We start from the raw sequence: 21,460 nt of genomic DNA on the forward strand, positions 1-21,460 counted from the left end.
GGTTGTTGATTGATAAATATATAAATAAAAAGAAGATACTTTTTAAAGTACCTTCTTCGTATAAAAAATCAATTAATCAATATCACCGCATCAAATACATCTTACCCCACCCCTGTGTAAAATACGGATCGGCGCCGCTTTGGCGCAGCTCTACCGCATTGCCGTCCAGCCTTGTAATTACACGATATAAATACACCCCGTTTGCCAGCGGATCACCAAATTCATCGCGGCCATCCCAGGCATACTGTGTAATGTTGCGGCCCACGCGCAACGGGCCAAGTTCGTCGCGGTCTATTTCGCGCACTACTTTGCCGGTGATGGTCATGATCTGGATGGTGAATACTTCGGGCACTTCCGAACCTGTAAGTGTGAATACAAACTGTGTGGATGTGGTGAACGGGTTGGGATAATTGAGCACCTGCGTAACGCTGGGTTTGTTTACCACTTCAAACGTAATGCGGTAATCATTAAAACCTGAGGTGTTGCTGGAGCGGTCTTTGGCCTGCACAATGAGTTCGTAAACACCATCCTGTAAAAGTTCGGGGGTGAAGAGGATTTTGCAACTGTTGTTGGGCAGCATGGCCGGCGTGAAGATCAGATCCTGACTCCAGCCGATGAGCTGCGGATTGCTTTGCTGCGGACTGCGCAGGAAGATGCGGAAGTCTGACGAATCGTTAAGTGCAAGAAACTGATTTTCGTCTTTCAGCTGCACCAGTATGCTTGGCCGGGCTGAAACAATATCGCCGTTAATGATGTGCATGCCGTCAAACGTCACATCGAGCAGCGGGTTGATGCGGTCGGCAGTGACGTGAAACGGCACCATGAGTACGTTGTTGAAATGGTACGGTTCAGGCACGGTGTTTATATCGCCCAGCGGATTTACTTCGAGCCAGAGCTCGTTGAGGCCGAGCAGCCCTTCGGTGGGCACGCGAAGTGTATCGCGGAACCAGGCATGGCCGGCAAATACGGGTGCACGGAGTTTATCGGGCAGCGTATCGCGGCTGCGGCTGTTGTCGATAACCCAGTAGCGGATGAGCAGACTGTCGGTAACCGGCCACGGGGTAAGGTTTTCGATGGCGGTGATGAGTTGCAGCGGCTGTCCTTCCTGCACGGTGTCGTTGCTGAGGCTGAAGAAGCGGGGCGGATTTACAGCCAGATCAGGCTGCGGCGTGTAGAGCACCTGCCAGCGGTCGAACTGCGGCGGTGTACGTGCTGTATCATCCGTCATGCGCGCCACAAGTTTGAGGTAGGGAAACAACGTGGCGTTTACGTAGTTGTTGAGTTGCAGCACATCGGTGGAATCTTCGGGGAACGAAGCCAGCACGGTTTCCGTGCCGTTGGCCTGAATGCCGATGAGCTGCACATATACATTGTCGTAATCGGGCTGCTCGGCCGCGCGTTGCCGCCAGTGAAATGAGCCCCAGCTCACTGCCGGGCCAATTACGGGCGATGTCATTACACCTTCGTTCCAGTTGGTGACCAGCGTATCGGAAAGTGTGATAACCGAACTGCGCAACGCACCAATTACTTCCGATGCCGTGCCGGGCGCTGCGCCCTTTGTACCAAACACAATGTAAGCCAATGAATCGGGCACGGTGCCGCCGCCCACCTGCGCACTGCCAATGCTCTGAAACGCACTCAGCAATGATGGCGTGTAAGGCGTGCGCAATGCCCACGGCCAGTTTTGGCTGTACACCAGCACCTTGTGCCCGTTGGGAATGGCGTTGATAAAGTTGCGCAGGTAGCCTTGATTCGTAGTATCGGTATCAAAAAAATCGAACGCATTGAGTGTTTGCCCCGGCACACAATTGTAATAGCCCGGCGGCAACTGACCAAATACCGAATCGTTGTAATTCCACGCTGTTCCGCTCACCGGATCAATCACCGCCACACTCATCCCGAAACCGCCAACTGCCGATACACACGAGAAAATATGCTGGTTAGCCCCGTTAATCTTATACCACGATTCGTTCCACGGCACGGCAAGATTGTAAATGCCGTTTTTCACACTGATGGTTTTTACATCGTTGAAAAAATCGAACCGGCGCTGCGGACGGTTGTATTGTACGTATTGATAACTGTTGTTTTTAAACTGGTAAAAATGCGCCTGCCCCCAGCCGGTTTGTCCGGCAATATACTGGAACGAACTTTCGCGCCAGATAATCGCATCGGCCGGTGTAAGTGAATCGGGGCTAACGCGCCAGTAATACACCGTGCTGTCGGTAAATGTTACCGGTGGTTTCCAGCTCACCACGCCACCTGCGGAGGTAATGGTTGTGCTTTGCATAAACGGCGAGTTAAACGTATCTGCCGTATCAAGCTGGAAAATGTAGGGCCTTGCACTTAGCATGGCATTTACGGTGGAGGCTTTGAGTGTGACGGTATCCGTAGGAATTACAGCAAACTCATACGGATACACCGGCACAAGGGCATTGCCGCGGATAAGCAGATCAATGTCGGGAATGGTGCTGTTATTGGCTTCGTTGCTTTCTGCAATCTGCCCGAAGTAATCAACCGTAATGCGGATGCGGTTCAGGCCAATGCCGCGCTGCTGATCAACCGGAATCACAAAGTGTGCGGTGTCGAAAAAGTACGGAGCACGCATAAGCAGCACGTTGCTGGCGGTGTCGCCGTTGGGGAATATGCGTTGCAGATACACCACCAGCGAATCGTTTACTGCTTTGCCACCATTGGCAAAACGCGCAAAGATGTGTACACTGTCGGACTCGCTTTCCTGATCAAAACGCACATCGGCATTGGTAATGCGGTAATCGGGCATTTTGCGTGTACCAATCACAATTGAAGGGTCGCCGTGTAAAGTCATTTCAAGCATGGTGGCTTTGCTGTACACCGAAGGAAATGTTTGCGACTGATAACGGAATACGGTTTGCTGGATGTTTTCACCAATACTTTTTCCGTATTCGGTTTGACCAATAGAACGGTACAAACGTGAAGTGTATTCGTTCAGAAAACCATCAATTCCCACACTTACCGAGGCAAGGTAACCGATTACCCCCCGGTTGGCAAGCAGCACAAATGCCTCGCTCGAACTTATTCCGGGCGAATGAATATCGCCTGCGTAACACGAGTTGGCAATGAGAAACGGGTAGCGTCCGGTGTTGTTGTAGGTGGAAGGATCGTCGATGCTTTGGTCGAAACCTGTGCCTGAGGCGTGGCCAAAAAATGTCATAATGGCTACGCCGTTTTCAATACGGTCGCGCAGCGAATCCGATTGATTTATTTGAATAGGAGCGGTGCTGGTTTTGAGATAGGTTTCCACCACGCCGCCAAAGGAGGTGTCTTCGATAATCTGTTCGTAGCCGAGCAGGTAGTTTTTGAATGTGTTCTGCTGTGTGGTGTCGGTGCCGCCGCCAAAGTGCAGTACGTATTTCATCCAGTCGTCGGGCGCGTTGTTTTCGTAGTCAATTACTTTCGCAAGATAATCGGCCACGGTGGCCGAATCGCGGGCGGCAATGCGGCCGGTGGGAATGGCGGGCTCGTACTGTGTGCCGTTGAGTCCGGCAGTAAGCAGGTTGTCGCTTGGCGGACTGCCTGCGCTGGGCACAAGGTTATCGTTCCAGTAGCTTTGGCGCGAAGGGCCGGGGTAGTATGATTTGCCGATGAGCAGCAGGTGCGCAGGTTTTGAGGGTGATGTTTGAATCAGATAATCGGCAAAGCGGCGTATGCCAAGCGGATGTTTGCTGATGCCCCAGGCAAACTGGTCGTAGAGTTCATGCACATCGGCCACAATTACGTGCCGTGCACCACCGGCTATACTTCGGCGGTAGCTGGCATAGTCTTGCGACGCATTCATCAGTCTGGCGTGTGTCACAATTACAAAGCTCGAATCGCCAAGCTGTGCGCCGTAGTTGGTAAAACTTCCGTTGCCGTTTACCGGTTGCATCTGTGCCGCAGTTACAGCCAGCATTGAACCCTGTGGCACCATGAAAATGGGTTTTTCGCTGCCGTTGCCGTTACGCACCAGTGCTTTCCAGCGGCCGCCCTGCAACACACCCGGTATGCGGGCATGATGGAAAAAGTCATACACATACACCGCACCGCCGCCCGAAATATTGGTAATCTCAAGCAACGATTTTTGGGCGGCTGCATTGTCGGGCAGCATGCCGCCAAACTGCACACGTCCTTCCAGATCAAACGTGTGCGGATAGGTGAGGCGTATGTAGCCCAAAGCCGTGCGGCCTGAAGACACAGAAAAGTTGTTGTTTATGCTGGTTACGCTTACCTGCGTACTTGTGCTGCCCAGTGCTTGCGGTGGTTGCGTAAAGCGGTATGTTTTTATGGCGTAACCGTCGTAAGTGGTATCAAACTGTGTGCTGAGGAAATTGATGCGGATGGAATTGTCGTTAAACACACTCCAGTCGTTCGACTGGCTGCTTACATTCAGTGTAAGTTCCGCATCGGGCGCGCCTGAGCCGGTGTAGGCATTTTGCGTACTGAGGTTGCGCACCATGCTTTGCCCGTAGAAAAACTCGGCATCAAAAAAACCTTCATCGGGCAGAAAAGCCGGATCGGTTACGCCGTTCGGATCGGCGGTGCCCTCTAAATATTGCCAGGGATTGTTAAAGAGTTCGGTATTGCGGAACCAGGGCGCCGGGGTGTAGTTGCTAAAAAGTGTATCGGCTTCGGGCAGCATGCGCCTGTTTGTGGTGCTGCTGTTCCAGGTAAGAAAATAGGTGGATGTATCGCTGAACAGGCTGAAGTATGGATTGGGCGGCCCGCCCGGCATGTAGATGAGCGAATCGGGACTGCCGTCGTTTTTCTCGCCGTAAAACTCAATGAAATCGCTGCTGTTGAATACGCCGTCGGCTTCGCCTTCAATGTGAATGTATTGTTCGGTGCCGCGACGGAAAAGCTGGAAGTTGCGCGGGTCGATACTGCTCAGTGTTGTGCCGGTGGCGGCTACTGCATTGGCCAGTGTGGCTGAGTCAACCCGGTGAATGCCGGTGCGGGTGATCTGTATTTTAACGTACTTCTGTGTGTAGTTTATCCATTCGTTGCCAAAAGGCTGCGCTGCCATTTTCAGGGCAGCAGCCACACAAAGCAGCAGTATGGGTAAAATTCTTTTCATGCAGGGCATGTAGGGTCAAACAAAACATGTTCACCGGCACCTGCAGGGCAGAAACCGGATCAGCGGATGCTGCGGTCGATGTTTAAACGCAGCGAGAAAACATTTGAATATAACGCTACCGACTGGTCGCCCACATCGCTCAGCGCATAATCAATGGAAAGACGTTTAAAGCGTATGCCCACACCAAGGTTGGGCTGCAAGGTGGTTACATCAGAACCGGTAATGTCTTTGGCGGTTTGTATGTTGCCAATGCCGGCGCGCAGGAAAATCATGTTTTTAAAGCCTGCTTCCAAGCCCATCATCGGCTCCATGCTCCACACATTGGTTTTGATGAGCACATTGCGCTGACTGTCGAATGTATTCACCAGCGAAATTTCGCCGCCCAGTGTAAAGCGTTGTTTTTTGTCGAGTGTCCATTGGCGTGAAGCTCCCAGCGCCAGACGCGGCAGGGTGAGTTCAAGCGAATTGTTTGGAATTACGTTGCCGGTGGCAATGAACACGTCTTTCATTTCATCGCTCAGGTTAAAGCTCCAGGCGTTGAAAGTAGAAGTCACATCGCGCAGTGTGGCACCGAATTTCCAGGCTTTCCAGTCGTACTGTGCACCCGCATCAAGACCAAAACCCCAGGCGCCGGCAAAGTCGCCAATGGTGCGGCGTATTATTTTGGCGTTGGCTCCTACACGCAGGCCGGGAATTTTCAGCGTGCGCGCATAGGAAAGAATAAATGCGTAGTCCTGCGCTGAGAAAGTGGTAATGCGGTCGTAGTCGATATTGCCGCCATTGTCGATAAGCTGTGTCGTATTGGGAATATCGTCCACCGCAAAGCGGATCATGCTCACGCCAAACACGCTGCTGCTGTCAATACGACCGGAAACGGCCGCATAGTCGTAGTTGGCAATGGAGGCAAAATATTCGGCATGCATCAGGCCTACCTGTACATTGTTTTGCTGGCGGGTAAGTCCGGCCGGATTCCAGTAACCGGCCGTTACATCATCAACCGAAGCAATTGTAGCGCCCGACATGCCGAAGCTGCGTGCACCCACGCCAATGGCGAGGAATTCATTACTGTATTTAGGCGCTGTGGTACCATTGCTGGCCTGCGTTTGCGACCACGCCGGTACAGCGGCAAGAAACAGCAGAAAAAAAGTATAAAGTCGGGTCAGTGAGTTCATCAGAATGTGCTTAAAGATACGGCATACAACCGAACCCCGCAATAACGCTTTTGTACCGGCAATATTGTACGAGTCAGGCGGGTGTGTGGTTTGCATTTACCCGGTTTTTTTAATCTCTGCAGCGGGAGTTGATTCATTGTCTGGGTAAAACGCTGTTTAAGAATGATTTGATTTAAGCCCGCCTTCCGCATTTTGTATATATTTATATCTTGTTTTTAGCCCCCGTTAACCCTCAGTACCACATGAAAATTCTGCATTTTTTACTCATCTCTGCCACACTTTGGAGTAGCTTTATTTCGGCTCAAAATTCGGTTGATTTCAGCTGGACTTCCTCCGCTGTAACTACCCAGAGTGTAAGTCCGCCCGTTTTTCCCGGTTGCGACACCGCCACACGGATTACGCTTTCCACACAGGCGGTTCACATTGTAAATTTCAACGGTTCCGGCCCGTATTCGTCCGGACAGCCCATTACCTCGGCGCTTATTCCCTCTAGTGCCGCGGCATCCTCGCTGCTGGCATTTGATATTACTATTTCATTTTCCACACCGGTAGCCTCCTGCGAATTGCTTGTGCGTGATATTGATGATGAGTACGACGACGGATTTCCAGAAGAAACACTTTCCAATTTCTCAGTTACTCCTTCATCAATTAACACTGTTACCGGCACCTACAACTGGAACGGAAGTACGCTGACCCCTACCGACAACAATATTCGTTTTTGGGTGCAGTGGAATACTGTGCCAATAACAAGCGTTACTTTCCGCTACAACCGCAGTATCGTAAACTATGCACTGCTGCTTGATTCCATTCGGTTTACGTGTTTCAATCCGAAATCAGTAAGTGAAATAAACAATCAGCCCTTGCCTGTTACGGCTGGTTATTTGCCTGCCTTGCAAGCGCTTCATATTGAAGTGGCGGCGGAGGTTGACCAGTGCAATTTCAATTTGTATGCCGCAACCGGACAGCTCGTGTACCGCCAATCATTGAGTCAGGGTATGCACACCGTACCGCTTCAGCAGCTTTCGCCCGGTTTGTACATTGCCGAGTTTTATTCAGGACAACGTATCAAACGCGAACGGTTTTTTGTATGTTACTGATGTGTGTGATGTGCTTGTAACTTACTGCTGGCGTATCCACACAAACCGGAATACTTTATTTCCACCACGGTAATTTACAAATGCACTGTTGGCCGGATTGAGCGTGTCGAACGGATTTTTCCATTGCCATTCCGCCGAAGGGGTGTAGCTGTAGTTGAGCGTGTCGTGGCTGTATTTGTATGTGCCTTCAAAATCGCTTACCGCTCTGTTTCGTATTGTAATACGATTGGCATTTTGCACAGTGTCGGTTTCAACTTTACCGTTACGCATCAGTTTTCCGTTACTCAGTGTAAGACCGTGGTGGCATTCACTCAGTTCACGTGTAAGTTCTTCGGCATTGTACAGAATTTCATATACGCCGGGGTAACTGACTTTTGCAGTGCCGTTATTGATCCGGCGTGAAATTGATCCGGTGAAATCAAGTGTAATGGTTTTTCCGCCTGTAAACATGGACGTTACGTCAAGCCTCGCCAGCCGTTTGGTTTCGCTTCCGTTTACATACAGCATACTGTCGAGATACACACTGCGCAGTACGTAGCGGCCTGTTTGCAGGCAGTTGTCGTTAGTCAGGTTCTTGCTGAAAACGCCTGTGCCTGACAAAACAAAGAATACTCCCAACGCTGCAAAAATGCCGGCCGACAGGAAGATGAGCAATTTTGTGCGTGTAGCATTTGCAGTCATTAGAAAATGCAGTCTTAATTTTTGCGAAGATAAGCGCCTATTTTTAAAGCGGCCAGTTCCGAAAATTGCTGAGCACCTTCACGATTCAGGTGTGCCGGATCGGTAAAAAAGGCTTCATTGTAGGCTAAACCGGCATTACTGAAATCGAAAAAAGCACATTTGTTTTCGCTTGCCATCGCGGTGAAATCGGCAATCAGGTGATCATAGTTGGTAATGCAGTGCTGGCGTTCAATCCAGAGCGGTGAAATTACAAAAACAGGCTTTATTTTTCGTGCGTGGCAAATGGCCGTAAGTAAGCGCAGTTCTTCGCGGTAGGTAGTTGACGGCATGGCGGCTTTTCCGGTTGAGAGCAGTGCATGCATACTGCCTGTGTAACCGCGTTTAACCGATTCTTCATAGCCTTTTTGTGCGGGAGCCGGTTTGCCGCTCAGCCAGCCGCGCAGGCCGGCGTTAAGCAGGCGTGTGTTGCCCTGCGCCAGTGCATACGGCGCCACAAAACGATAGGCTGTAAATTTATTATCCTGCCGGCAAAGGCCGTTGTACAACGCTTTATTTTGCAGAAACGGCAGGTAACGCGGGTAATCAAACACACTATCAAACGCATCGTCCAGCGCGTGTATATCGAGGTTAATGATCACCGCCTCCGGGGCAGGATGCGTTTCAAGCCAGGCCTCAAGCGTAGTGCGGAAAAGAGGTACAGTGGCGCCGGTCATGCCTGCGTTCCACACACGCATGCCGCATTCGCGTTCAAACACCCCGGGTACAAACTGGCAGGCCGCACGCGAGGAGCCGAGAATGAGCAGTTGCGCGCTGTCGCGTCCGAGAAAGGTTTCGCGGAGTTTGGCAAACTCGCCCGTGCCGCCACGCCGCACACCGGCGTATTCCAGCTCACGCAGCAGCCAAAGCAGGGCAAGGGCAATAACGGAGTAGAGGGCAAGGCGTTTCACGCTGCAAGTATAGCGCAAATAGAGACAGCAGACATGTGTATTTCCTCAAAAATAAGGAGCACAAAACCATCACATCAGGCGATGCATTGGCAGCCGGTTTACCGGAACTTCGCAACATACATCGGCCCAATGACTCAGGAAGAATATCTCTCGCAACGTTTGCTTCCGCAAATAAAGTGGTACAGCAGCAAAGCCGCCTTGAATAAAAGCTGGCATATCTATACGCGCATAGCAGTGATTATTCTTTCGGCACTTATTCCGCTGCTTGCGGGTATGGAGTTTGTCGCAGCCTTTAAAAACATCTTGCTCGGAACGCTCGGGGCACTTGTGGTAATTGTGGAAGGCATTTCCGAGTTTCTGAAATTTCGCGAGAAATGGAGTCAGTATCGCTCCACTGCCGAATTGCTAAAACAGGAAAAAATGCTTTTTCTCACCTCCTCCAGCAGTTACAGCGAATCGGAAACCCCATTCCGGTTGCTCGTAGCACGCGTTGAGGCATTGATTAATAAGGAAAATGCGGAGTGGGTGAGGTATGTGAAGGAAAACGTTTGATAGCAATTAACCATTCAATAATTAAACTAAAAATGTATTTATGCCTGAATTGAAAACCTACGATCTTTTTATTTCACATGCGTGGAGTCATGGAGATGAATACTATTCACTTGTTGAAAAACTGATAGAGGCGCCTAATTTTAAGTGGCGAAACTATAGTGTTCCTGAACATGATCCACTTATAGATCCCGAAAATCCGGAAGGAATGAAAAAACTTGAAAAAATGCTGGCAGAACAGGTAAGGCAAGCAAGTTGTGTGATAATTATTGGAGGAATGTATGTGAATCATAGAGAGTGGATTCAGAAAGAAATTAAAATCGCTCAAGATTTCGAAAAGCCAATTGTGCTCGTGTCTCCTTGGGCACAGGAAAGAATCCCTAAAGAAATTCAGGGGATTGCAGATGAGGTTGTGAAGTGGAATATTGCTTCTATTATCGAGGCAATTCGTAAATGTTTATCTTAAAATGATTTCAGGTTTACAGCACTTTAAGACTGATTAGGAGAAAAGATTTCTGTCTTACATAAAACCCTGTAGACTATGTTTAAATAAAAATCAATAAAATAACTAGAGTCTGTTTAAAAATCATCCTTTTGCTTTGTGATGGTACATTTTTCCTCATCCGGTGTTGCCTTTTTGTCGATCCTCACAAAGGATCGCCCTCAAAAGATGCCTTGTCTGAGAATAAATCAGATCATCCCAAATCTCAAAAACGAATTTTAAACAGGCTCTATATTAAAATAATAAATTTCAATGGCAGAAGATTTCGACAATCAAGAATTATCTGGCGATAACCAAGGAGATAATACAGAATTAAACGTTACTGGTAAAAGAGCCAGAAAACGACTCTCCTTTCCCATAACCCCATTTGAAGATTCTTTTGAATATGCAAAGAAATTATATGAAATAGGATCTGGAGATAAAGTTCGAAGAATGACTTTTTTTAAAGAATGGGGAAGATCACCAGATAGTAGTGCAAGTAGAATGATGATTGTTAATTCAAATAAATACGACCTAACAAAAGGAGGTTATAGTGCGGAATTTCTTGAATTAACAGAATTGGGATATAAAGCAGTTTCCCATACTAATTCACTTGATTCGTATAGAGCGAAGTTTAATTTGGCTATAAGTCAAATAGAGGTATATAAATATCTATATAATAAATATATAAATGTTAAAGTTCCTAATAAAAATATTGCTATAGATGTAATAAAAGAAAAGTTTCCCGATTTGACCAATGAAAATTCATCTATTGTTTTTGAGACATTTATTGTTAATTTAAAATATCTTGGATTGATACAAACAATATCTGGCGCAGAAAGAATCTTATCTGTGGAGGAGTTTATTGAGCAAAGTGGCAATAGTTCTTTTTCAACAGTTTCAAGTATTGCAGAGACCAGATATACTGAAAATAACTCTGTAAAAGATTTGTCAACATTTAAGTCTGACAATGATTTTCATAGCACCTGTTTTTATATTTCTCCTATAGGTGCGGAGGATACTGAATACCGAAAACATTCGGACTTATTTCTCGAATCAATTATTCGCCCTGCATTAGTTGAATTTGGTCTTAATGTTATAAGAGCTGATCAAATTGAAAAACCAGGAATAATTTCAAATCAGGTAATTGAAAATATTTTCAAGTCGAAACTTGTAATTGCTGATCTTTCATTTCACAATCCGAATGTGTTTTATGAGTTGGCATTACGTCATGTTTCTCGTTTGCCAACAGTTCAAATAATTAGGAAGAATGATCAAATTCCATTTGACCTGAGCCATACAAGAACAATTATTATTGATACAACAGACATATATACATTGGTTCCTAAGTTAGAAAGCTATAAAGTCGAAATAGCAAGTCAGGTCAGACAGGTGCTTGCTAATAAAGATTCTTCTGAGAATCCAATAACAAACGTTCTGCCAGATATTAAGCTAATTCTGGAAAGTCAAAACGCAAAATAAATAAACGGCTTCGCACCAAATTCCCCCACCAGAAACAGCAGCACAAACACGCAAACATAAAAAGCCGGACGCAACACACCTGCATACATTTTATGCCCGCGCAGCCAGCCGTATTCTTCCTGCAACTCGCGCGCAAACAAAAGCGCAATGCCACCCAGTGCCAGCAGCCACGGAAACAAATCGTGCAGGCTGCGCAGTTCGTGCCACGCGCTGGTCACGCTCCAGCCGCCTTGCAGTACGCGGCCGGCGTAGTGTGTAAGCACATCCATACTGCCCGCGCGGAACGCAATAATACTCACACTGTGAAATGCAATAAGCCACAGCCAGCCGGGCAAACGCAAAAGCTTTTCCGGTATGCGTAAGCGAATATGTTTAAATACCACACGTTCCAGCAAATACACTACGCCATGCAGCGCGCCCCAAATCACAAACGCCCAGGAGGCACCGTGCCACAAACCGCTGATTAAAAACGTGAGCAGCAAATTGACCTGTACACGCCACTGCGCCGCGCGGCCACCACCAAGCGGTATATACACATAGTCTCTGAACCACGTAGTCATGCTGATGTGGTTGCGCTGCCAGAAATCGTGCAGCGAACGTGCCAGCAGCGGCCGCCGCCAGTTTACCATAAGTTCCACACCAAACAGCCGCGCCGTGCCGGTGGCAATATCCGTATAACCCGAAAAATCGCAATACACCTGCACGGCAAACAAAAAGCCGCCCAGCGCCAGCGTGAGTCCGCCAAAATTTTCGGGTGTGGCAAACAGCGGATCCACATACGCGGCCAATCTGTCGGCAATAACCAGTTTCTTGAAAAACCCCCACAGCATCAGCCTGCCGGCTTTGCCCAGCGCATCCGCATCAAGCGGTTTGGGTGTGGTAAGCTGTTGGTTCAGGTGTGCGTAGCGTTCCACCGGCCCCGCCACCAATTGCGGAAAAAATGATACAAACAATGCAAACTGCCACACGTTTTTTTCGGCGGGCGTTTGCTTGCGATAGACATCAATCACATACGCCAGCGACTGAAACGTGTAAAACGAAAGGCCTGCAGGCACCGCAATGGCCGCAATAAAATCAGCACGTTGCCCGCCGCCCAGCCACAAAGCCGTGTTCCAGAAAAATGCACTGTACTTGAATGCCGCAAGCACCCCGATATTACTGAGTATGCTTACGGCCAGCCATCCTTTGCGCGCGCGCGCCGTTTGTGAGGCCTCCACCCGCAGCGCGGCGTACCAGTCGGTTATTGTGGTAAGCAGCAACAAAATGCCAAACCACCACACACCATACATGTAAAAAAAGTAGCTGGCCGCCAGCAGCCAGTATTTCCGGTATGCGGCAGGCAGCAGCTTCCATCCGGCAAATACCAGCGGCAAAAAAACAAGCCACACAAACGAGGTGAAAAGCATGCGCGTAAAGCAGCTTAGCTGCCTGCGTGCAAAATACGTAAAATCATCAGCACGTATGTGTTGTTCAATTCAGGAGCGAACCTGTAATCAATACAATACCACCTGTTCCGGCTATCCGTTCCAACCCTGCCCGCTGTCCCCGCAGTTATTGCGGTGAGCCGGCAGGGTTTCCACTACTATCCGGGCTATAAATTCAAACCTTCCGGTGCAATAAAAAGTCTGTGTTTCCGGCGGAAATAGTACTTTCACCGTATGGCAAAAAAAGCATCTTCCACGGCTTCGTTTTTTGAAAACAAGCGTCTTGTTTATGCAATTCTGTTTGTATTTGCCTTTTTACTTTATGCCAATACACTCAGCCATCAAACAGCACTCGATGATTATGCCGTAATCGAAACCAACGAATATGTGCAGCAGGGTTTTGGTGGTATTCACAAAATCCTCACCACATTTTACTGGAAAGGTTCTCCCTCGTTTGCCAATGCCAATTCAGGCATTTACCGTCCGCTTTCGCTGGTGGTGTTTGCCGCCGACTGGGCGTTTACAAGTGGCAAAACGGTGCAGGAACACGCCTGGGCTGCCGCACGCCTGGGGCATTTGCAAAATGTGCTTTTGTATGCCTGCATTGCCGTGCTGCTGTTTCGTGTGCTGACGCGTTTGCTACGCAACTACACAGCGCTGTTGCCATTTATCATTACACTGCTGTTTGTTGCCCATCCGCTGCACACCGAAGTGGTGGCCAATGTAAAAAGTATGGATGAGCTGCTGGCTTTTTTGTTTTCGCTGCTGGCTTTGGAAACGGCTTTTCGCTGGCACGAAAATCCCGGCAACAAACTTTTGCTGAATTCAGCAGGCTGGCTGCTTCTCGCCTTACTTTCAAAAGAAGGTGCGGTATTGTTTGTTCTTGTAATTCCGCTGGCACTTTACTATTTCACTCAGGCCACACGCAACAGTATTTTCCGTATGGGGTTTGTGCTGCTTGCTGTGGCACTTATCTGGTTCGGACTGCATTCGGCCATCATTCAGGGCGATTCCACGCCCAAAATCACTTATACGTTTAACGACAATACGCTGGTACTGGCCGGTTCGTTTGCCGAAAGACTGGCTTCGTCCATTGTCATCTTCTGGCGTTACATTCAGCTTATTGCCGTACCCGTGCAGCTTTCGTACGATTACTCTTACAACGACAACCCGATAACCGGTTTTGGCAATGTGCATGTATGGCTTACACTGTTGCTTTGCGGGGCGCTGTTTTTTGTGGCGTTTAAGCAATGGAAACAACGCACAGTGCTTTCATTTGGTATTTTGTTTTTCTTCATCACGTTTGCACTTACGTCTAATGTATTTTTCCTCATTGGCACCACCATGGCCGAACGATTAACGTTTACACCGCTGCTAGGTTTCTGCATAGCTGCGGGCTGGTTTATTGTCCGTTACACAGGAGCACTTAAACAGGTACCCGGAAAGCTGCATACCGCATCGCTGCTGGTTACAGCTGCACTGGTGTTGCCTTACAGCATACGTACGTTTACGCGCAATGCCGACTGGAAAAACAACACCACACTCATGACTGCCGATGCGCAGACTGAAACCGGCAGTGCGCGCATCTATTACAATTATGGTACGGTTATTATTAACCGTGTGGCACCCGATGCGCCGCAGCCACAACGTTTTGCCGCAGCCGATAGTGCAATGGCCGCATTCCGCAACACACTCCGTATCGATTCAACCTACGCGCAGGCCTGGTATCAGATGGGCGTATGCCACTACCGCCGGAATGAGTATGCACAGTCGGCCGCAGCATTTTACAAAGCACGCGCCTTAGACCCGAAGCAGGATGTGGACCGCAACCTGGCCGATGCGCTGCATAGTGCAAAACAATACGACAGTGCTGCCGTTGTGCTTGCGCGGGTGATTCGCCGAAACGATGCGGCACAAAATACTACCGCCAAACTGGCCGAGGCCTTACTTAATCTGAACGACACCGCCGCAGCCATAAACACACTGCACACAGGCATCTCGCGCGATAGTCTCTATACCGGCAATTATTTGCTGCTGGGCAATATATATGGTATCTCCAAGCAATATCCGCAATCGCGTGAGGTGCTCGAGAAAGCATTGCGCATTGAACCCGGTAACATGCAAATTGTGCAGGCACTTGCACTCACGCTACAGTTCATGGGCGATACCCGACGCCTGGCAGAACTTGAGCAGAAATATCTCCGCAAAAATACGCCCTGACGCAGCTTAGGCATATCGCGGGCTCTTTTTTTTGTATGCAAAACAGGTAGCCGCTATTGGTGTTGTTAAAGGTGTTTGCACAAGCAATACCGGGTCATTTTACATCGTTTTTTTCAATGGGCTGAATATATTTCTTATACATTTGCAGCAACGCCTTAACTATCATTCATTATGAAAAAACAAATACTCGCTGCTGCAACTTTCTGTGTATTCGCAGCGGGCGTATTAAACGCCCAGTCGGCTGAGAAAAAATGGGGACTTGGTCTCTATGGCGGTGCTTTACAGTACCGTGGTGAAGCAGGAGATGAATTTTTTAAGTTTGACCCGATTCGCCCAACCTTCGGAATTACTGCGGCACGTTATATCAATCCCTGGATAGACCTTGCGGCCGATTTTGGAATTGGCGGTATTGGCTACGCAGGAGCTGTGCCGGCTTTTAGCGGCGATTTATATAATCTGGATTTTGTAGCCCGCATAAAATTCAACAACGGCAAATGGATCAAGGAAAATGCGTTTATCGGACCTTATGTATTTTTGGGTGTAGGTGATGCGGTGTACCGCGAGCCCCGCTATATGCCCCGCACAAATTTTACGGTTGACTTCAACTTCCCGGTTGGTGCCGGTGTGCGTGTGCGACTAGCCCCCAATGTAAATCTGCGTTTGCAAACCGCTTATCACTGGACACTTACCGATATATATGATGGTGTGTCGCGTCCGGGCGTATCGGGCAATCAGAACGATCAGTTCCTGACCACAACCGTTGGCCTTGTATTTAACATAGATCGTAAAGACACCGATAAAGACGGGGTTTACGATAAATTCGACAAATGCCCCAACACACCGCCCGGTGTGAAAATTGACGCCAAAGGCTGTCCGCTCGATAAAGATCAGGACGGTATTATGGATGCTGATGACAGTTGCCCCGATGTGGCCGGTGTGGCTTCGGCTAAAGGCTGCCCCGATGCGGATGGCGATGGAATTAAAGACAGTGATGATGCCTGCCCGAACAATGCAGGTGACGCCAAAAACAACGGCTGCCCCGATAAAGATGGTGATGGTGTAGTGGATAAAGACGACCGCTGCCCCGATGTGGCCGGTGATGCGAAATTTAACGGCTGCCCCGATACCGATGGCGACGGCACACCGGATATTGATGATAAATGTCCGACCGAACGAGGCCGTGCCAACCTTGGAGGCTGCCCCGACAGTGATGGCGACGGTATCATTAACTCGCAGGATGCCTGCCCCAATCAGGCCGGACCAGCAACGAACAAGGGGTGCCCGGAAGTGAAGGAAGAAACCAAAAAAGTACTTGCGCAGGCACTTGCCGGTGTGCAGTTTGAAACGGGTAAAGATGTAATCAAAAAATCATCATACGCCATTCTCGACAACGTGGTGAAAGTAATGCTCGAAAATCCCGAATACAAACTGAGTATTGAAGGCCACACCGACAATCAGGGCGATGATGCCAAGAATCTTGATCTCTCCCAGCGTCGCGCCAATGCAGTAATGAAATACCTGACCGATAAAGGCGTAGATGCGAAACGTTTGCGTGCCACCGGCTACGGCGAAACCAAACCGGTTGAAACCAACGATACCCCCGCCGGCCGTGCCAAAAACCGCCGTGTGGAGTTTAAGATTGAATTTTAACTGAAGTAAATTTTATATACCACGGCCGCCTCGCAGAGGCGGCCGTGGCTGTTTTTTTTCGGGCGAAGCTGAAAAACTGACAATGCTGCACAAAGTTTTCTTCGGCGAAGCCGGATAAACTTTGTGCAAGCCTTAAACAAGTTTCCGAACTCGTTTATGGCTTGCACACCTGCGGAGGTGTGGCGGTTTCAAAGCGCCGGAAGGAGTGAATTTTTAGCCCCGGCTGTAATGGAAAGTCTGCCGCAATGCCTTTTCAGAAAAGGATGGCCTTGTAATGGAAGACGGGAGCGAACGGTTTTGTAATGCACCCTCAGGTTCGCTCCTCCTATTTATTTGCCGGTATTTTATTTCAAGCCATAGGAAATGTGCCACAGCATGGCCGCATCGCTTCGAAGTGTGTATTTTCGCATACAATGAAACTTTTCACCATTCCCAACCTTTTTACGCTGGGCAATTTGCTTTGCGGCTGTCTGGCCATAATTTCTGCGTTTGAGGGCGATCTGATGTGGAGTGCCTATCTGGTAGGTATTGCCGCCGTGCTCGATTTTTTTGATGGTTTTGTGGCCCGGCTGCTCAACTCCAGCTCGCCCATTGGCAAAGAACTCGATTCGCTGGCCGATTGTGTAACCTTTGGCGTGGTGCCGGCCATAATGACGATGGTGATGGTGCAGAAAGCGGTTTTTTATTCCAAAGAAGGACTTGGTTTTTTTGAAGCCAACCACTGGCTCACGTATTTTCCGCTGATTATTGCCCTGTTTTCGGCGCTGCGTCTGGCCAAGTTTAATATTGATACCCGGCAAAGCGATTCGTTTATCGGTGTGCCCACACCGGCCAATGCCATGCTCATTGCGGCCATTCCGCTTATGGCGGGTTGGGATGGCAGTGCTGATTTTGCGTTACGGATAGCAGAGGTAAAGCCTGGCTTCTTGCTGAATCCGTATTTTCTGATGGTTCTTTCGCTGGTGATGTCGTTGCTGCTTATTTCCGAGCTGCCGCTTTTTGCGCTCAAGTTCAAGAAGTTTGGCTGGAAAGGCAACGAGGTGCGTTACAGTTTTCTGCTGGGCTGTTTGGCCATGATTGTGCTGCTGGGCTACGCCGGCATTGCGCTGAGCATTGTGGCGTACATTCTGCTTTCGGTGGGGTTGTGGTTAATGAACCGTGGAAAACAATCGGCCACCTGATTGCGGTAAATTATCGACCAAAACACCTACCTTTGCCCCGCAAAACAGAATTATCGCACACGATGAAATTTATAGCCGAAATTGACGTAATGCCGCACAAGGCGTTGCTCGACCCGCAAGGTAAAGCCGTAAGCGGCAGCATGAAAAACCTCAATCTGCCCGAAATCGGCAATGTGCGCATTGGTAAGCACATTTCGCTGGAAGTAGAGGCCGACTCAAAAGCTACTGCGGAGGCGAAAGTGGATGAGGCCTGCAAAAAGCTGCTTGCCAATCCCATTATGGAATACTACGAGTATAAGATTTCGGAAGCCTAATTAATTCATACATCATTTGCAAAACAGCAACAGTTCATTTGTACATGCGCTGCTGCTGTTTTGTGTTTACAGCCTATTGAATGGATAAACAGAAGTGGTACTCGATGCCCATTGCGGTGGTAGCCTATTCCATGCTGGTGGTAACAGGCTTCGTGTGGTTGTGGAATTATATTGCCGGTACATCACTTTCGCAGTTCTGGTTCATTATTGCGGGTATTGCCGGCATATTTCTGGTGCTTGCGTTTGTGCTTAGTCTGATACGCATACACTGGGAGTTTGCCGTGCTTATTCAGGTGGCCCTGGTGTTGGGGCCGTTGCTTTATTTTATAAACAATAACGAGCCGTACCGGCCCCCGGTATTGGTGTTTCTGGTAAACGGAGGTTATACCGGTACGCTTGAAATTGCATTTAAGGAAACTGCTGAAACACAAGTGAAGAAGCGCACTGATACCTTGTTTTTCCCGTTTGATGTGGATGGGAAAATTCAGTTGCAGGAAGATTACCGCATGGTAAAAACGGCGATGGAGAAGAACTGCTACTACCTCTACAACGACCGCAGCCGCGAACTGATTCCTTTTGTGGCCGGCCCTAAAGCAATGCCCGCCGATTCGGCAAAAAAAATCCTTGTTTCGCGACCTTCGCAAACCAAAGGTGCAAAAATGCAGGTGCTGAATTATGAGGTGGAGAAGGCGGGAAGAGTGAAGTGGTAATGGTGGTGGCTTCGACAAGCTCAGCCACCAGTAGGCATGCTATGGTGGCTTCGACAAGCTGAGCCACCAGTAGGAGTAACGTGGAACAACAATTCTCAAATAAAAAAAACACCGCCTTAGTGAAGCGGTGTTTTTTGTAATTCGTTCATCGCATTAATCCTGCGGCGGATCGGGTGCGGTGGTGTAGCCTGCTTTTTTGGGCTTGAGTGTTTTCGGGAAGATCACGTTGATGAGTTCTTCGCTTTGTGTGAGCTGGGTGGCCGAAATACCATTTACAATGGTGGCCGGCACATCGTATTTCAGTTTTGGTTTGTAAGGCTCGTAGGTGCCGTTGTCGAGCAGGCGGTACATGGCAATTACCTTTCCGTCTTTCACTTCCACTCGTCCGTTGTAGCAGCGTGCCTCGGCACCGGTGCGGATGCTGATAATGATATTATCGTGTGTGCCGTCGGCTACTGTTTCGGCGCCGCGCTGTTCAAATTTTTCTTCCCAGCGGGTGTAGCAGTTATCCTGCGCGGGTGTGGCGGGTGTTTGTGCGGCGGCAGGCACAATGCCCAGTCCGGCTACTGCAATTATGCAGGCGAGTACGGTTTTAATCATGCGGTAAAACTGGTTTGTTGGCTTTAAGTTTCTAAAGATAATTAACCCTCCCGAATATCCGCCTGCGTTTTGCCCGCCTGCTGTTTTTCTTCGACCGATGTACTGAATTTCACCCGTCAGTAAAAAACATGAACTTTTAGGTTCATCCCGGGCTTGATGAAAAATAAATTTGGAAGTACGGAAAATTGCGTTTTACCTTTGCCGCCGTTAAAAGCACGATACGTTCATCAGTTCAGGCTGATGCAGATTCTTTCAGTTACTTGTAATTCTTTATTGTTTCATTTTATACACGTTTCATTACATGACACTCGTAAAAACCTACGGCTGTGCCGTACAGGGAATTCAGGCCAACACCATAACGGTAGAGGTAAACATCGACACCGGGATCAATTTTTTTATTGTGGGTTTGCCCGACAGCGCGGTAAAGGAAAGCCAGCAGCGTATTGATGCCGCTTTGCGCAACAACGGATTCCGCATTCCCGGCAAAAAAATTACCGTAAACATGGCGCCTGCCGACGTCCGCAAGGAAGGATCGGCTTATGATTTAACCATTGCGGCGGGTATTCTGGCCGCTTCGGAACAAATGCCGGCACACGAAGTAGAACGCTTTGTGCTGATGGGCGAACTGGCGCTCGACGGGGAGTTGCGGCCCATTCGCGGCGTGCTGCCTATTGCGATGCAGGCGCTGGCTGCCGGGTTTGAGGGAATGATTGTGCCTTACGACAATGCCCGCGAAGCAGCCGTGGTGGAAGGCCTGCCGGTGTATGCCATGAAGCACTTGCGCGAAGTGATTGACTTTTTTTGCGGCCAGCGTCCGGAGCCGGTGAAACTTGATCTTGCTGCCGAATTTGCCACCGAGCCCTTACTTACCGATGCCGATCTGGCCGAAGTGAAAGGGCAGGACATTGTGCGCCGTGCGCTGGAAGTGGCGGCCGGCGGCGGACATAATATTCTCATGATCGGGCCTCCGGGTGCGGGTAAAACCATGCTGGCCAAACGCCTGCCGGGCATTCTGCCACCCATGAGTTTGCGCGAGGCGCTTGAAACCACTAAAATTCATTCGGTGGCTGGCCGCAGCGGAGCGGGAGCCGGACTGATTACACGCCGGCCGTTTCGATCGCCGCATCATACAATTAGCGATGTGGCGCTGGTAGGGGGCGGTGGCTTTCCGCAGCCGGGCGAAATTTCGCTGGCACACAACGGTGTGCTTTTTCTCGACGAACTGCCCGAATACAAACGCACTGTGCTTGAAGTGATGCGGCAGCCGCTCGAAGACCGTGTGGTGACTATCTCCCGCGCTAAGTTTACGGTTGATTTTCCGGCCGGCTTTATGCTGGTAGCGTCTATGAATCCCTGCCCGTGCGGCTACTTCAGCCATCCCGATAAAAAGTGTGTGTGTCCGCCCGGCGCCGTGCAGGCCTACATGAACCGCATTTCAGGGCCGCTGCTCGATCGTATCGACATGCACGTGGAGGTTTCGCCGCTGGGTTTTCGCGAACTATCAAACAACCAGCCAGGCGAAAGCAGCGCGGCTGTGCGGGAACGGGTGATGCGTGTGCGCGAAATACAATTGAAACGATTTGCAAATACCCCCGGCGTTTACTGCAATGCACAAATGACCGCTTCAATGGTGCGTGAATATTGTGCGCTTGATGAAGCCGGAAAAGAGGTGCTTCAAACAGCCATGAACCGGCTCGGCTTTTCGGCACGCGGCTTTGATCGTATGCTGAAAGTGGCACGCACCATTGCTGATATGCACGGGAACAAAAATGTAACGAAAGATAATCTTATCTCAGCCGTGAGATACCGCAATCTTGACAGAGCTAATTTTTACGCCAATTGAGCGTTTAAATAAATTTCACC

Annotated in this window: 16 protein-coding genes; 10 read left to right on the plus strand and 6 right to left on the minus strand. The window is 49.2% G+C overall.

Features of this window, described 5'->3' with window-relative positions; all coding sequences use genetic code 11:
- Nucleotides 1–82 precede the first annotated feature (82 nt).
- Nucleotides 83–5,089, minus strand: a complete 5,007-nt coding sequence (locus IM638_17785; GenBank protein ID MCA6364887.1) for a hypothetical protein — start codon at nt 5,087–5,089, stop codon at nt 83–85.
- Between the two features lie 59 nt (nt 5,090–5,148).
- On the minus strand, nt 5,149–6,261 hold the full coding sequence (locus tag IM638_17790) for a PorV/PorQ family protein (GenBank protein ID MCA6364888.1): 1,113 nt from the start codon (nt 6,259–6,261) through the stop codon (nt 5,149–5,151).
- 242 nt (nt 6,262–6,503) lie between these two features.
- Here IM638_17790 and IM638_17795 point away from each other — a divergent pair, with 242 nt between their 5' ends.
- The gene (locus IM638_17795; GenBank protein MCA6364889.1) at nt 6,504–7,358 is read left to right on the plus strand and encodes a T9SS type A sorting domain-containing protein; all 855 of its coding nucleotides are present in this window, start codon (nt 6,504–6,506) and stop codon (nt 7,356–7,358) included.
- A gap of 21 nt (nt 7,359–7,379) precedes the next feature.
- Here IM638_17795 and IM638_17800 read toward each other — a convergent pair whose 3' ends face one another.
- Both IM638_17800 and IM638_17805 read right to left on the minus strand, forming a co-directional pair.
- Entirely contained in the window at nt 7,380–8,039 is a 660-nt protein-coding gene (locus IM638_17800; GenBank protein MCA6364890.1) for a hypothetical protein, read from the minus strand.
- 14 nt (nt 8,040–8,053) lie between these two features.
- Complete coding sequence (locus IM638_17805; protein MCA6364891.1) at nt 8,054–8,986, minus strand: hypothetical protein; 933 nt, start codon at nt 8,984–8,986, stop codon at nt 8,054–8,056.
- Between the two features lie 129 nt (nt 8,987–9,115).
- Between IM638_17805 and IM638_17810 the strand changes: the two genes are divergently transcribed.
- The 3 genes from IM638_17810 (at nt 9,116) to IM638_17820 (ending at nt 11,498) form a co-directional block, all read left to right on the plus strand.
- On the plus strand, nt 9,116–9,538 hold the full coding sequence (locus IM638_17810) for a DUF4231 domain-containing protein (GenBank protein ID MCA6364892.1): 423 nt from the start codon (nt 9,116–9,118) through the stop codon (nt 9,536–9,538).
- A 40-nt stretch (nt 9,539–9,578) separates the two neighbouring features.
- Entirely contained in the window at nt 9,579–10,001 is a 423-nt protein-coding gene (locus IM638_17815) for a TIR domain-containing protein (protein MCA6364893.1), read from the plus strand.
- Between the two features lie 288 nt (nt 10,002–10,289).
- Nucleotides 10,290–11,498 (plus strand): hypothetical protein, encoded by a 1,209-nt coding sequence (locus tag IM638_17820; GenBank protein ID MCA6364894.1) that lies wholly within the window; start codon nt 10,290–10,292, stop codon nt 11,496–11,498.
- Here IM638_17820 and IM638_17825 read toward each other — a convergent pair.
- The gene (locus tag IM638_17825) at nt 11,483–12,904 is read right to left on the minus strand and encodes an MBOAT family protein (protein MCA6364895.1); all 1,422 of its coding nucleotides are present in this window, start codon (nt 12,902–12,904) and stop codon (nt 11,483–11,485) included. The genes IM638_17820 and IM638_17825 overlap by 16 nt on opposite strands.
- Nucleotides 12,905–13,156: 252 nt before the next feature.
- Here IM638_17825 and IM638_17830 point away from each other — a divergent pair, with 252 nt between their 5' ends.
- The 5 genes from IM638_17830 (at nt 13,157) to IM638_17850 (ending at nt 18,997) form a co-directional block, all read left to right on the plus strand.
- Nucleotides 13,157–15,142 (plus strand): hypothetical protein, encoded by a 1,986-nt coding sequence (locus IM638_17830; GenBank protein MCA6364896.1) that lies wholly within the window; start codon nt 13,157–13,159, stop codon nt 15,140–15,142.
- A 171-nt stretch (nt 15,143–15,313) separates the two neighbouring features.
- Nucleotides 15,314–16,792 (plus strand): OmpA family protein, encoded by a 1,479-nt coding sequence (locus IM638_17835; GenBank protein MCA6364897.1) that lies wholly within the window; start codon nt 15,314–15,316, stop codon nt 16,790–16,792.
- Nucleotides 16,793–17,205: 413 nt separating this feature from the next.
- A complete protein-coding gene (pssA, locus tag IM638_17840) occupies nt 17,206–17,973 on the plus strand; it encodes a CDP-diacylglycerol--serine O-phosphatidyltransferase (protein MCA6364898.1) in 768 nt (255 codons plus the stop codon).
- A gap of 62 nt (nt 17,974–18,035) precedes the next feature.
- Nucleotides 18,036–18,287 carry a phosphoribosylformylglycinamidine synthase subunit PurS gene (gene purS / locus IM638_17845; protein ID MCA6364899.1) on the plus strand — a complete coding sequence of 84 codons (252 nt, stop codon included), beginning with the start codon at nt 18,036–18,038 and terminating at the stop codon, nt 18,285–18,287.
- 80 nt (nt 18,288–18,367) lie between these two features.
- Nucleotides 18,368–18,997 (plus strand): hypothetical protein, encoded by a 630-nt coding sequence (locus tag IM638_17850; GenBank protein ID MCA6364900.1) that lies wholly within the window; start codon nt 18,368–18,370, stop codon nt 18,995–18,997.
- A gap of 153 nt (nt 18,998–19,150) precedes the next feature.
- On the opposite strand, the gene IM638_17855 is transcribed toward IM638_17850, so the two are convergent.
- Nucleotides 19,151–19,597 (minus strand): hypothetical protein, encoded by a 447-nt coding sequence (locus IM638_17855; protein ID MCA6364901.1) that lies wholly within the window; start codon nt 19,595–19,597, stop codon nt 19,151–19,153.
- A gap of 301 nt (nt 19,598–19,898) precedes the next feature.
- Between IM638_17855 and IM638_17860 the strand changes: the two genes are divergently transcribed.
- Nucleotides 19,899–21,440, plus strand: coding sequence for a YifB family Mg chelatase-like AAA ATPase (locus IM638_17860; GenBank protein ID MCA6364902.1), 1,542 nt, complete (start codon nt 19,899–19,901; stop codon nt 21,438–21,440).
- Nucleotides 21,441–21,460 lie beyond the last annotated feature (20 nt).

The sequence above is a fragment of the Bacteroidota bacterium genome, from assembly GCA_020402865.1.
In the GTDB taxonomy this organism is placed as follows: Bacteria; Bacteroidota; Bacteroidia; order Palsa-965; family Palsa-965.